Origin of the sequence: Vibrio sp. Vb1018 (genome assembly GCF_033338775.1) — a bacterium.
Taxonomy (GTDB): domain Bacteria; phylum Pseudomonadota; class Gammaproteobacteria; order Enterobacterales; family Vibrionaceae; genus Vibrio; species Vibrio alginolyticus.
Genome location: NZ_JAWOTI010000013.1, coordinates 51,620 through 64,913, shown reverse-complemented (window position 1 = coordinate 64,913; position 13,294 = coordinate 51,620). Strand labels below are relative to the sequence as shown.

Sequence of the window (13,294 nt, the reverse complement as noted above, 5' to 3'; positions counted from 1 at the left end):
TCAGCGATGACTGACATATCACTCTTGTAGCTTAATGCCAGCTTGCTCGAAACGTGCCAAAGACGACTTGTTTGATTGCTGATACCAACTAGCTGGCATGTTTGATTTAAGTCGCGCTTTTTCTTCCTTGCTAATCACAACATAATGCAAAAACGTATCAAGTGTGGTTCCCATCACGTCAAATGTCATTTCCCCATCTTTGCTGATGGCTTTCAATAACCCAACCACGGTTTCCTCAGAGACTAACGGTTCAACCACCGCGTTTTTTCGCTCTTTTATTGATGTTGAAGCGGGCAGTCTTGCACGTGCCGTCTCCCAGCAAACTTTGTTGGTTTTACTGACAAGGTTGTGCTTGTAGCAGTAGTAACTGAATAAAAAGCGTGGCAGGTTTTGCCAGCGTTCGGCTTGGACTTCTAACCAAAGGTGTTGTAGCTCAATATCAGCGTCGGTCATAAATATTATGGAAGATTATTAAAGTAGTGGCATTCTAACGTTTCATCAGCGATGCCGTCTATGATTCGGTTACTTCCCATCTTTATGTTGACACTTTGATTTTCAATGAAACAGTGACTTCTTATTACTGTAAATAGTGAGTGATTTGTCCAGTTTCTGACATTAGTGTTTGACTTGGGTAGTAGAGTGTGGGCGTTTTTGTTTTGAAGCGTCAATATACATCATCACATACTTACGTCTTACTCTTTCTGAAATAAATACTTTTATCAAAGTAACTGTGTGATTTTCATTCAAATAGTATGTGTTTCATGGTGATGAAAATTCTGTTTATTGCGCTACAATCGAGTGTCGTTCGTAGAATGTAGCCTAATGACGAAAACCTTGCGTCTTCTATCTGGCTTTTTGTGTGCTACTTTTTAATAAGTATCTTTTGGGTGGGTTTTTATGTTTGGAGTTAAAAGAAATGCTGCTATCTCTGGCTTGTACCAAGCGAGTGAACTTAAAGCAAAGCTGTTCTCCAAGGATTTGGAAATCTTAAGACTTAGAGCTGAAACTGAGTTTAATAAAGTGCTTGATGAGCTACTAAGAATTAAAGATAACAATTCAAGGCTTCGTGAAAGTGGGCTTATTGATAAGCTTGAGCAAGAGAAGTCTAAATGGAACAGTGATCAGCTCAAAGACATCGAGCAACGTATAAGTAATGTCGAGTTCTGTATTAAGGATTGTGCTTTATATGTCAGCAACATTGAGTCCCAATTCGCTGAGGATAGCGGTTTAGGATATGGTGAACTGAGCAGTCGTTCCCTTGAAGACGAGTTGGAAACACTATCTTTTAGTAAGATCCTTAACGCATCTGCACATGAGTACTTTTATAACTCTAAAGAGTATGAAATGTACCTTGAAAACACACCAAATACCGAATTTTTGCACGCGTTAAAAGAGCAAATTACCGCACTCTTCGACCACAAAGCAGCCTAGAACCTACAAAGTATTCCCCCATTGCCCGATTCCTTCTGAAGGGGCTTTGATTCGCGAATTTTTACCGACCCGCTTTGGAGTATACCTAGCCATTTAACGTGCTGGGTATACCCGTTTAACTACACGTTTCTTCTCTAGCTCATCTCTATTTTTTAACAAATACGAATTTTAGAAGCTCACTCCGTGTTCCTTCTAGTACCAAAAACTGACACCGCTACGTTTAGTTGTTAACAAAATGTTTCATCTTGTCTTGCGAGTAGATTATATGGAGATGCTCTTGCAGTAATAAGGGCAGTGGCGATGCAAAAGACGTAATGCATCTAAGGAAAACTCAATATAGAAGAAATTAGATGGAACTGAAGACTTTGAGTGTCGCGATTGCGACAACATTAACCAGCACTGGCGTATTTGCGTTAAGCGAGCCAGTTTCTCAAGTTACAGAGCAACATGCACATTCGGCTCATACACACGGTGTTGAATCCAATCAAGTTGAATACCAACCAACCGCAACTCTCCCTATTCAGCCCTCCAAGGCAACTCGAGTACAGTCACTTGAAAGCCTTGATGAGTCGAGCACTGCTTGTGATTTGGAAGCATTGGTTACCGAAAGCAGCAACCAATTGATCGGCGAAATTTTAAGTCAGGGCGCGACGTGTGTGAACCAGCTATTCTCTGCTGAAAGTCGGATTCAAGAGTCGGTATTTAGTTCCGATCATATGTACAACATTGCGAAGCGTACTACGACATTGGCGGAGGGGTATACAGGTGGCGGGAGCGATGAACTAGAAACGTTGTTCTTATACTTGCGCGCGGGTTATTACGCCGAGTTTTACAATAACAACATCTCATTTATTGAATGGGTTACTCCAGCGGTGAAAGAATCAGTGGATGCGTTTGTTAACAACGCAAACTTCTACGAGAACAGCGATCGTCACGGCAAAGTGCTTAGTGAAGTCATCATCACTATGGATAGTGCGGGCTTGCAGCACGCGTACTTACCACAAGTGACCCAGTGGCTTACTCGTTGGAATGATCAATACGCCCAGCACTGGTATATGCGCAATGCGGTTAATGGTGTTTTCACTATTTTGTTTGGTGGGCAGTGGAACGAGCAATTTGTGCAAGTAATTGGTAACCAAACAGCCCTTGCCAAAGCTTTAGGCGATTTCGCTCTAAGGGCGTCATCAATCGGTGCTGAAGATGAGTTTATGGCCGCGAATGCGGGGCGAGAGCTCGGGCGTCTGACCAAGTATACGGGTAACGCGAGTTCTGTTGTGAAGAGTCAGCTGAGTCGAATCTTTGAACAGTATGAAATGTATGGTCGGGGTGACGCGGTTTGGCTTGCGGCGGCGGACACCGCCTCATATTACGCAGATTGTAGTGAGTTCGGAATTTGTAATTTCGAAACTGAGCTAAAAGGCTTGGTGCTATCGCAAACTTATACTTGTAGCTCGACAATCCGAATTTTGTCTCAGAATATGACGCAAGAGCAACACGCGGCCGCATGTTCTAAAATGGGCTACGAAGAGGGTTACTTTCATCAGTCATTAGAAACTGGTGAACAGCCAGTAAAAGATGACCACAATACTCAGCTCCAAGTCAATATCTTCGATTCAAGCACCGATTATGGTAAGTACGCAGGGCCAATTTTCGATATTAGTACTGACAATGGCGGTATGTACTTGGAGGGCGATCCTTCCCAGCCGGGGAATATTCCCAACTTTATTGCTTATGAAGCCTCTTATGCGAACGCGGATCACTTTGTCTGGAACCTAGAGCACGAATACGTGCATTACTTAGATGGTCGATTTGATCTCTATGGAGGGTTTAGTCATCCAACTGAAAAAATAGTGTGGTGGAGTGAAGGCATTGCAGAGTATGTCGCTCAAGAAAATGACAACCAAGCAGCACTTGAGACGATTTTAGACGGCTCGACATATACCTTAAGTGAGATTTTCGAGACTACTTATGATGGGTTTGATGTCGATCGAATTTATCGTTGGGGGTACTTAGCTGTACGTTTTATGTTTGAAAATCATAAAGATGACGTAAACCAAATGCTGGTGGAAACACGCCAAGGGAATTGGAGCAATTACAAAGCAACGATCACCCAATGGGCGAATTTATATCAAAGTGAGTTTGAGCAGTGGCAGCAAGCCCTTGTCTCAAATGGTGCACCTAATGCAGTCATAACCGCAAACAACAAGGGGAAAGTCGGTGAAAGCATTACATTTAGCAGTGAAAACAGTACAGACCCAAACGGGAAGATCGTCAGCGTCTTATGGGACTTCGGTGATGGCTCGACAAGTACACAAACCAAGCCGACGCACCAATATGGGAGTGAAGGGGAGTATTCGGTCAGTCTAAGTGTGACAGACAGTGAAGGCTTGACGGCAACCGCCACTCATAGTGTTGTTATCTCAACGTTGGGCGGTAATGACACATTGCCACAAGACTGCGCGGTGCAAAGTAAAGTAAGCGGTGGGCGCCTAACAGCAGGAGAGCCTGTTTGCTTGGCAAATCAACAAACCATTTGGCTGAGCGTGCCAGCGGTGAATGAGAGCTCAAATCTGGCGATAACGACGGGGAACGGTATGGGCAACCTAAAGCTTGAATACAGTAACTCTGGTTGGCCGGATGGTGCTAATCTTCACGGGTGGTCAGATAATATTGGTAATGGAGAGTGTATTACGTTGTCAAATCAGAGTAACTACTGGGGCTACGTTAAAGTCTCTGGTGACTTTGAGAATGCCGCCATCGTCGTTGATTTTGATGCTCAGAAGTGTCGTCAGTAGGGCATTTTAACTGCATCATTTTAATTTAATTGATCGCCTCGCTAACATTGCGGGGCGTTTTTGTTTTTCACGCCGTTATCTCTATAAAAAAACCAGCCCGAAGGCTGGCAAACAAGGAGTTTGAGATGAAAATGAAAACGTTATAAAGCTTGCTGATATCCTATTTCTCAATAAGTTGGGTTGTGCGTTGAAGCCAGTTTTTATCTTGCGTATCAAGAAAAGGGCTAAGTGCTTGATAGACTCGTGAATGGTAATGATTGAGCCAGTCTAGCTCTGCTTGATCTAGCATTGATAAATCAAGGGCGTTGGTCGCAATTGGAGCAAGAGTGATGGTCTCAAAACCGTAAAACGTGCCGAACTCATTTTGTTCTACTTCTACAACTTTAAGAATGTTCTCTATTCTTACCCCGTACTCACCTTCGCGATAAACGCCTGGCTCATTAGTAATGACCATACCCGGTTTTAGTTCAACCTCGTGGTGGCTTTGCGAGAAATTTTGTGGGCCTTCGTGAACATTCAAGCAAATGCCCACGCCGTGTCCAGTGCCGCACTTGTAATCAATACCATGTTGCCATAAGACGCCACGCGCCATGATATCAAGATTGGCACCCGTAGAGCCTTTCATGAATCGAGTCTGAGTCAGTCGGATGACCGCTTTGAGCACCAAGGTATAATCTTTGCGCTGCTTAATGGTCGGTGACCCGAAGTGGAAAGTACGGGTGATGTCTGTTGTCCCGCCAAGGTATTGGCCACCAGAATCGACGAGAAAGAAGTTGCTTTCATTGACTGCCGCATTGCTTTCTTCATCGGCGGCATAATGCATTTTTGCCCCGTGAGCTGCGAAGCCTGCGATAGTGCGGAAACTGTCACTCACATAATGTCGGGTTTGACGGCGATAGTGATTCAGTTGTGCCTCAGCAGACAATTCTGTAACGAGTCCGCTTGGAACTTGCTCTTCGAGCCAGTTCATAAACCTTACGATTGCCACACCATCATCTGTTAATGCCTGTTCTAGGCTAGTTAGCTCGGTCGCATTTTTTATGGCCTTCATTGCCGTTACAGGGCAAGCCATTGGCTTTAGATTCACATTCCCTTCAATCGAACTCACCAATAAGCTGTCTGTGTGGGTCGGGTTAAAAGCGAGCGATAATCCCTCACATTGCTGATTCAAATACTGACTTACGTAGTTGTAATGGCGAATGTGTACACTCTGATCGGTCAGCGCTCTTTCAACGTCTTGAGGCAGTTTGGCTTTATCAATAAACAGTGTCGCAAGTGATTGCTCTACGACTAGATAGGCTTCAGAAACTGGGCAGTAATTCGTATCACCACCTCGAATATTCATTGTCCACATGACATCATCTAGCGTTGACACTAATAAGCTATCTACTTGGTTCTCGGTTAACCAAGAACGGATTCTCGCTAACTTATTTTCAGTGTCAACGCCAGCAAAAGCGGTGGGGTGCTCGAATACGGGTGCACTTGGGCGAGGTGGCCTTTCAAGCCAAATCGGTGTGAGTAAATCCAGGTCGAGAATGATCTTAATGTTTTTCGCTTCAAAGGTTTGTTTGAGGCCTTGATAAAAAGCGTAACTGATGGCGCGCCCGTCAACCGCGATAATACTGTTTTCTGGTAGCGTGGTAGCCAGCCATTTGGCAACTGTCGGCGTTTCTGGTTGTTTGGCTTTAAACAGTTCAAGTCCTGTGCCGTGTAACTGTTCTTCAGCTTGAATATAGTAACGACCATCAGTCCACAGGCCACCACCTTGTTGGGTAATGACGACATCGCCTGCTGAGCCGGTAAAACCTGAAATCCAGCTTCGCGCTAACCAATGATCCGCTGAGTATTCACTGTTATGTGGGTCATTGTTGGTCACGATATATGCAGACACGTTGTGAAAGGACATTGCCTCACGCAATAACGTAAGGCGTTGGTTTACTGAGTTAGTATTGTTCATTAAATGGTTCCTAAAGTCATATTTGAGCAATAGATATGATGCTGCTCCGAGCCTGTTCTTATTGGGTTCTGTTGCCCGCATACTTCTGTTGCTTCTGGGCATCGAGTACGAAAAACGCAACCGCTCGGTGGATTAAGTGGAGAAGGAAGGTCGCCGGGCAATAGTTGTATTTCACGGTCACGTGCTAATTGCGGATTAGCTATCGGGACAGCAGATAACAGTGCTTTGGTGTAGGGGTGTTGTGCATCATCAAATACTTTATCGTAACGTCCTACTTCCATAGGTTTACCAAGATACATCACCATAACGCGGTCGCTGATGTGGCGCACCACGCTTAAGTCGTGCGCAATCATTACCAGTGTTAACCCCATTTCTTGTTTAAGATCATCTAGAAGATTGATGACCTGAGCTTGTATGGAGACATCTAGCGCACTAACGGGTTCATCACACACGACCAAATCTGGATTGAGAATTAACGCTCTAGCAATGCCCACACGCTGGCATTGACCTCCGGAAAATTCATGTGGATAGCGGTTTCGCTGGCTAGCCAAGAGACCCACTTTATCCATCATAGCGATGACACGCTTTTCTACCTCTGCCCGTTTAAGTTGCGGCTCGTGGGTGAGCAGTGGTTCGGCGATGCATTCTGAGATGGTTAACCTCGGATTCAAACAAGCGGATGGGTCTTGAAACACCATCTGAAATTCTCTGCGTCGAGAGGAAAGCTCTTTTTTACTAAACCCGAGCATGTCTTGACCTTTCCAAGTCAACTCGCCTTGTGTAGGTTCAATTAAGCGAAGTAAGGCGCGTGCAAGCGTTGATTTTCCGCAGCCTGATTCCCCCACAATGCCAAGTGTTTCGCCTCTATAAACATCTAAGTCGATACCATTGACCGCTTTCACGATTTTACGTCGACTTGGAATAAGGTGACGCGACACAGGAAAGTGGACGTTTAAATCACGAGCAGACATGAGGACTTCTTTTTTATTCATAACGCCTCCTTAAGCTTTTATTTGAATAGGAGTGATAACACTGGGTGCGTTAACGTGACAGGCAATGGACTGGCTCGTGTTTAATGGAGAAAACCGTGGGGTTTCGTATTGGCAACGCGTCTCTCGATGCTCGCACCGCTCTCTAAACGGACACCCTTTATGGTTAATCAACGCACTTGGTGGGTTACCTGGGATGGTTGGTAAACGCGGCATATCTTCAGTGATAGAAGGAATAGCCTTTAGCAGGCCTTGAGTATAGGGGTGAGCAGGTTGAGCGAACAATGTCTCGGTATCTGATTGCTCCATTTTTTGACCACCATACATGACCAATACGCGATCACACATCTCGGCGACGACGCCCATATCGTGAGTGATCAGTAAAATGGCCGTATTGAACTCTTGTTGTAAGTCTCGTAATAGCGTCAAAATTTGAGCCTGAACGGTTACATCTAATGCGGTGGTTGGTTCGTCTGCAATTAACAACTCGGGCTTACACAACAACGCCATCGCTATCATGATTCGCTGACGCATTCCGCCAGATAATTCGTGAGGGTATTGATTCATCCGAGTTTCGGGAGAGGGAATACGCACCGCATCCAACATGTGAATCGATTCCATTTTTGCTTGTTTTCGGCTCATTCCTTTATGAATCATGAGAACTTCACAAAGCTGCTTGCCAATTTTCATGAATGGATTAAGTGACGTCATCGGATCTTGAAAGATCATTCCGATTTTCTCTGCACGGATGCGGTTGAGCTGCTTTTTCGACATCGCGAGTAAATCATCACCGTGGAACATTGCGCTTCCAGACACGGCGCCGTTGTCTGCGGTTAACCCCATTAATGCGAAAACAGATTGGCTTTTTCCCGAACCTGATTCCCCAACAATCCCAAGAGTTTCGCCCGTTTTAATCGAGTAGGAGAGATTACTGACCGCTTGCACTTGCCCATCTGGCGTATCGAAGCGCACGTTCATGTTTTCAATAGATAGCATGGGTTTGTCCTTATCGGTCTTTCGGGTCAAGAGCATCACGCAAGCCATCGCCGATGAAGTTAAAACAAAAGAGGGTGGCAACTAAAAACAGAGAGGGAAAAAGCAGCATCCACAATGCAACGTCAATCGTTTTTGCGCCTTCGGAAATTAGGATTCCCCAGCTCGTGTCGGGTGGTTGAACACCAAGCCCTAAGAAGCTCAAAAACGATTCGAACATAATGAATCCTGGTACCATTAATGAGGAATAAACCATCACGATCCCAAGCACATTAGGCAGAACATGGCGTCGGACAATTGTCAATTTAGAAACCCCAATAGAGTGTGCGGCTTCGATGAACTCTCTCTTTTTTAGACCGAAGGTGACACCACGTACAACACGGGCAATGCCCAGCCAAGATACCATTCCGATCACGATAAAAATCAGGTAGATGTTGTTGCCAAAAAGGGTAACAAACAGGATAACCATAAACATAAATGGCACCGAATCGAGCACCTCAATAATGCGCATCATTACGCTATCGACAACGCCGCCAAGATAGCCGGAAATACTTCCCCAAATCGTACCAATAACAACGGCGACTAAGGCGCCGACAAAACCCACCAAAATAGAGAGCCTGCCGCCTTGCATCGTGCGAGCAAAGACATCTTGCCCGAGATCATCGGTACCAAAGTAATGGCCACTGCTCAGTGAAGGTTTCCCTAGCTCGTATGGATCGATGAGCACTTCCCAGTCAATTTCATCATGGCCAAAAGCGGCAAGAGAGGGGCCGAAGGTGATGCATAAGGTAATGAACGCCAAAACATACACTGATGTCATCGCGGCTCTGTTTTTACGAAATCGAGTCCATGCATCCTGCCAAAGACTGCGACCTTCGACGGCTTCAATATTGTCGACGACTTGATCTTGAAGAGCTTGTGTATCCAGTTTTTTAATCGTTAACATGCCGGACTCCTAAACGCGTATACGAGGGTCGATAATCGTATATAGCAAGTCGACCACAAGGTTAAAGAAGATAGTGAGTGAAGCGACAATCAGAGTAATGCCCATTACTAGGCCGTAGTCGCGGTTGAGAGCCCCAGACACAAAGTGTTGTCCCATGCCACCTGTACCAAAGAAAATGTCGATAATTACCGAGCCTGTCACGACAGACACAAACGCAGGGCCGAGCATCGCAACGACGGGAATCAGGGATGGTCGCAAAGCGTGATGGAATAAAATGTAGGTTGTGGACAAACCTTTGGCCTTTGCCGTTCGAATGTATGGTTGGTTGAGTGTTTCAATCATTGCGCCACGCATGACGCGTGCAATACTCGCAATGGAGCCAATCGCCAGGCTGAGCACGGGAAGAACAAGAAAAGCCAGCTTTCCTCCTTCCCAACCACCAGCAGGGAACCAGCCGAGCTGAATAGCGAAAATCATGACTAAAACTGGAGCAAGCACGAAAGCCGGAACCACAACTCCAGTCATCGAAAGTGTCATCAGGCCGTAATCTAGGCGGCTATTTCGGTTCAATGCCGCAATGGTGCCAAGCAACATGCCAAGTGGAACGGAAATACAAAAAGAGAGTACGCCTAATACTGCTGAAACAGGCCATGATTGTGCGACGAGCTGTGTAACACTGAAGTCTTGATAAACGAAGCTCGGACCGAGATCTCCTTGTATGAAATTACCAATGTAAATCCAAAACTGAGTAAGGAAGGGCTGGTCCAAATGGAATTTTGCTTCGATATTCGCACGTACCACCTCTGGCATAGGCCGTTCCATATCAAATGGCCCCCCTGGTGCAATGTGCATCAGCCAAAATGATACGAGTGCGATGAATAGAAGCGTGGGGATAGCGATAGCTAATCGCTTAACAATGTACCAAATCATGATCCATCATCCTTTGGTCGTCCGAAATCACTTCGAACGGTTATGAATAAAAAATGGTCTGAGCTCAGGTTGCCTTCTCCACCGAGAGATATGAGGAACGGCAAGTAAACATTGAACTTGCCGACTCAGACCGAAAACATGCTTTTAGTGGGCTTTTACATAGACATTCTTGCGGTAGTACGACGACTCAGGGTTTGTCAGTTCGTAGCCGCCCACGTAAGGCTTGATGAGGTATTGATCGTTACCCGGACGATAAATAGGAATAATGGCCATGTCTTCAATCAGCATGCTTTCTGCTTGTAGATATAGTTCTGATGGGTTGCTCATGGTCTTTGAGCGAGCCATTAACTCGTCGTATTGCGGGTTGTTATAACGAGAATCGTTGTACTCGCCACTAGAAACGAAGATATCCAACCATGTAGAGGCTTCATTGTAGTCGGCCGTCCAGCCGCCGCGAGTAATGTCGGTCGGCTCTTTAAGTGCGTAGAACACTTTCGGTTCTAGCTGTTTTATTGTGACTTGCGCACCCAAACGGCTTTTCCACATACCTGCCATGGTCGTTGCCATTTTTACGTCCATCGAGAAAGTTGGTACGGTAAACGTCAACTTAAGCGGATTGCTTTTATCGTATCCAGCTTCTGACAGTAATTGCTGCGCTTTTTCGATACGTTTATGACGGTTCCAAGTTGCGAACTCAGGAGTGTGAGATTTAAAACCATCTGTTTGAGGTGGCACAAGGGTATACATTGGAACCCCACCGTTTCTCAAGATAGCACTCGTTAACAGTTGACGGTCAATGGCATATGAGAGGGCTTTACGGACCCGCACGTCTTTTGTTGGTCCTTGTTGAGTGTTGAGGTAATAGAATGTGGAGCCAAGAGACGCACTGGTGCTTGCCACTTCTTGTGGGCGTTGTTGAATTAACTTTTTCTTCTGAGCGGCAGGAATGGAAACCGCTTGGTCTATCTCACCGGCTAGGTAGCGGTTTAGCACTACGTTTGCATCACCAATTGGTAGCCAGGTGACTTTTTCCAGCACTACATTGCTTGCGTCCCAGTAATGTGGGTTTTTAACCATCACCAGTTTTTCGTTAACTTTCCATTCAGAGACAGTAAACGCACCATTTGTAACGATATGCTCAGGCTGGGTCCAACGGTTGCCATGTTTTTCAACGGTCGCTTTGTGAACGGGGGCAAGCACTGGATGACTTAATAGTTTCGTAAAGAAGGGAATAGGCTCTTCGAGTGTTACCTGGAATGTTTTTTCATCCAGCGCCTTCACGCCCAAAGACTCAGGCTCGGCTTCGCCCTTCATAATGGCTTGCGAGTTTTCGATATTTGGAATGGCCGCAAACCAAGCGTACGGTGAAGCAGTGCTTGGATTCAGTAAGCGTTGCCAGCTGTAGACAAAATCTTGTGCAGTGACCGTTTCGCCATTTGACCATTTTGCATCACGTAAGTGGAAGGTATAAACCGTATTGTTGTCATTGACTGACCAAGATTCAGCAACACCAGGAATGGTTTTACCTTGCTTATCTTGAATGACCAGACCTTCAAACAGGTCTCGACCGAGATTGAAAGCGGGCTCTGCGGCTTGCTTGGCTGGGTCAATAGAAGTAACTTCAGCCCCATTGTTTAGCGTAATTTCTTGTGTCTCATCGAGGGTCACACCTACGGGATACGGCGCGGCATAGCTTGATGTTGCCAGTATTGGACTCATCATCGACGCTAATAAAAGCAACTTAGGTAATTTCATCCTTGTCTCACTCTTTTCATCCTGAAAGATGCCAAAAATGTATATTGTATAAATTGTCTACACAATCGAGTTTTAACATTACTGTAACAGGGTGTCAGGTGTTGAGCTGTCTAGTCTCAAAAAGTGAGCTAGGGGAATTTCTTTGAAGATCTGATATCAAGTTGGCATGACGGGAAGTAATTTTGCTTCGATACAAATTAAAATCCCCTTCAAGCACAGGCTAGAAGGGGAAGATAGTCAGTCTGCTCTTCAAAAGGCATGACGTTAACTGACTAGGAAATGTTTCACGAACTCAGTGATTTTGACCATATCACTTACCGCGATAAACTCTTCTGTCGTGTGTACTTTTGCCATGCCAGTTGAAAGGTTGACCGTTGTGAGACCTTTCTTGTTAAAGTTGTTGGCATCGCTACCGCCGCCAGTGCCTTTTGTGAAGGCGTCAATTCCTAACTCTGAAAACGCTGCTTTTATAGCGTTTACGTGTGGGTGGTTTTCTTCAATAACAAAAGCGTCGTAGGCTCGGCTAGATTCAATTTCGACTTCTGCACCGTGTTTTTCACAGACAGACTCTAATGTTGAGATCATATGATTGACCTGAGCATCTAGTTTATCGCCATTCAGGGAGCGTGCTTCTGCCACGATTTTTAATTCAGGCATAACAATGTTTGTGGCCTGACCGCCGTTAACCATACCGATGTTGGCTGTCGTTTCTTCGTCGATGCGAAGCAGCTTCATTTGGTTGATGGCATCTGCCGCCACCATGATCGCACTGATGCCTTCTTCTGGCGCAAGCCCTGCGTGTGCTGGTCGACCTTTGATTTTTGCCATGATCTTTTGCTGGCCTGGGGCTGCGGTCACAATGGTGCCAATAGGGCCACCCGTATCTAACACGATTGCTTCCGTTGAAGTGACGTGTGACATATCGAAGTATTGTGAACCGAATAAACCGCCTTCTTCATACACGGTGAAAGCAAGTTCTAACGTTTTGTGCTCACGGTTTTCCGCTTGAATACAACGAACGGCTTCCATGATGGCAGCAATACCAGATTTATCATCGCCACCGAGAATCGTATGGCCTTTTGAACGGATAATGCCGTCTTCGATGAGTGGCTCAATGCCAATACCTGGAGTGACCGTATCCATATGACAGCTCATTAGGATAGAGCCGTCTTTTTTGCCGTCTAAACGGGCGTACACGTTAAAACCGTTAGAAATGTGCTCAGGCACTGGAAGCTTGTGCACGGTAAAGCCTAGCTCGCCTAGCTGTTCTGCCAGTGTTTCTGCAATTTGTTTTTCGTTTTTTGATTCGCTGTCGATACGTACTAGTTGGCAAAAGTGTTCAACTAAGCGTTCTTGATTAATGTGCGTCATTAGATGTCTCTTTTTCTGATCGAGCGTGAAGCCTTGTGGCTCGGCTCGAAAGGGAACAGAGCACCACTTATGGCATAGTTACTTTTGAATAAAACTGAGGTGAATCAATAAAGGGGTATCCATGACA

At 45.5% G+C, this 13,294-nt stretch carries 10 protein-coding genes; 2 read left to right on the top strand and 8 right to left on the bottom strand.

Annotated features, from left to right (window positions below; genetic code table 11):
* Nucleotides 1-18: 18 nt before the first annotated feature.
* Nucleotides 19-453 carry a hypothetical protein gene (locus tag R7Z10_RS14685; RefSeq protein WP_318105170.1) on the bottom strand — a complete coding sequence of 145 codons (435 nt, stop codon included), beginning with the start codon at nt 451-453 and terminating at the stop codon, nt 19-21.
* Between the two features lie 444 nt (nt 454-897).
* On the opposite strand from R7Z10_RS14685, the gene R7Z10_RS14680 reads away from it, so the two are divergent.
* Nucleotides 898-1,431, top strand: a complete 534-nt coding sequence (locus R7Z10_RS14680; RefSeq protein ID WP_054574080.1) for a hypothetical protein — start codon at nt 898-900, stop codon at nt 1,429-1,431.
* Between the two features lie 350 nt (nt 1,432-1,781).
* Nucleotides 1,782-4,226, top strand: a complete 2,445-nt coding sequence (locus tag R7Z10_RS14675; protein WP_318071494.1) for a collagenase — start codon at nt 1,782-1,784, stop codon at nt 4,224-4,226.
* Nucleotides 4,227-4,386: 160 nt separating this feature from the next.
* Here the strand turns inward: R7Z10_RS14675 and R7Z10_RS14670 are convergent, their stop codons facing one another.
* From R7Z10_RS14670 to R7Z10_RS14640, 7 genes are all read right to left on the bottom strand, one after another.
* Nucleotides 4,387-6,183 (bottom strand): aminopeptidase P family protein, encoded by a 1,797-nt coding sequence (locus R7Z10_RS14670; RefSeq protein ID WP_017633962.1) that lies wholly within the window; start codon nt 6,181-6,183, stop codon nt 4,387-4,389.
* Complete coding sequence (locus R7Z10_RS14665; protein WP_005377841.1) at nt 6,183-7,175, bottom strand: ABC transporter ATP-binding protein; 993 nt, start codon at nt 7,173-7,175, stop codon at nt 6,183-6,185. The genes R7Z10_RS14670 and R7Z10_RS14665 overlap by 1 nt, the downstream gene beginning before the upstream one ends.
* 9 nt (nt 7,176-7,184) lie before the next feature.
* The gene (locus R7Z10_RS14660; protein ID WP_258456855.1) at nt 7,185-8,168 is read right to left on the bottom strand and encodes an ABC transporter ATP-binding protein; all 984 of its coding nucleotides are present in this window, start codon (nt 8,166-8,168) and stop codon (nt 7,185-7,187) included.
* 10 nt (nt 8,169-8,178) lie between these two features.
* Complete coding sequence (locus R7Z10_RS14655; protein WP_005377839.1) at nt 8,179-9,111, bottom strand: ABC transporter permease subunit; 933 nt, start codon at nt 9,109-9,111, stop codon at nt 8,179-8,181.
* A gap of 9 nt (nt 9,112-9,120) precedes the next feature.
* Nucleotides 9,121-10,041: an oligopeptide ABC transporter permease OppB gene (gene oppB, locus R7Z10_RS14650; RefSeq protein ID WP_005377838.1), complete on the bottom strand. Its 921-nt coding sequence runs from the start codon at nt 10,039-10,041 to the stop codon at nt 9,121-9,123.
* Nucleotides 10,042-10,185: 144 nt separating this feature from the next.
* A complete protein-coding gene (locus R7Z10_RS14645; RefSeq protein ID WP_239932037.1) occupies nt 10,186-11,796 on the bottom strand; it encodes a peptide ABC transporter substrate-binding protein in 1,611 nt (536 codons plus the stop codon).
* A gap of 264 nt (nt 11,797-12,060) precedes the next feature.
* Nucleotides 12,061-13,167, bottom strand: a complete 1,107-nt coding sequence (locus R7Z10_RS14640; RefSeq protein ID WP_250654228.1) for a M20/M25/M40 family metallo-hydrolase — start codon at nt 13,165-13,167, stop codon at nt 12,061-12,063.
* Nucleotides 13,168-13,294 lie beyond the last annotated feature (127 nt).

Excerpts from the sequence above, each read along its gene's own strand:
- R7Z10_RS14685 (WP_318105170.1), bottom strand. The coding sequence starts at position 453 with ATGACCGACGCTGATATTGAGCTACAACACCTTTGGTTAGAAGTCCAA.
- R7Z10_RS14665 (WP_005377841.1), bottom strand. The coding sequence starts at position 7,175 with ATGAATAAAAAAGAAGTCCTCATGTCTGCTCGTGATTTAAACGTCCAC.
- R7Z10_RS14670 (WP_017633962.1), bottom strand. The coding sequence starts at position 6,183 with ATGAACAATACTAACTCAGTAAACCAACGCCTTACGTTATTGCGTGAG.
- R7Z10_RS14640 (WP_250654228.1), bottom strand. The coding sequence starts at position 13,167 with ATGACGCACATTAATCAAGAACGCTTAGTTGAACACTTTTGCCAACTA.
- R7Z10_RS14660 (WP_258456855.1), bottom strand. The coding sequence starts at position 8,168 with ATGCTATCTATTGAAAACATGAACGTGCGCTTCGATACGCCAGATGGG.
- oppB (WP_005377838.1), bottom strand. The coding sequence starts at position 10,041 with ATGATTTGGTACATTGTTAAGCGATTAGCTATCGCTATCCCCACGCTT.
- R7Z10_RS14655 (WP_005377839.1), bottom strand. The coding sequence starts at position 9,111 with ATGTTAACGATTAAAAAACTGGATACACAAGCTCTTCAAGATCAAGTC.
- R7Z10_RS14680 (WP_054574080.1), top strand. The coding sequence starts at position 898 with ATGTTTGGAGTTAAAAGAAATGCTGCTATCTCTGGCTTGTACCAAGCG.
- R7Z10_RS14645 (WP_239932037.1), bottom strand. The coding sequence starts at position 11,796 with ATGAAATTACCTAAGTTGCTTTTATTAGCGTCGATGATGAGTCCAATA.
- R7Z10_RS14675 (WP_318071494.1), top strand. The coding sequence starts at position 1,782 with ATGGAACTGAAGACTTTGAGTGTCGCGATTGCGACAACATTAACCAGC.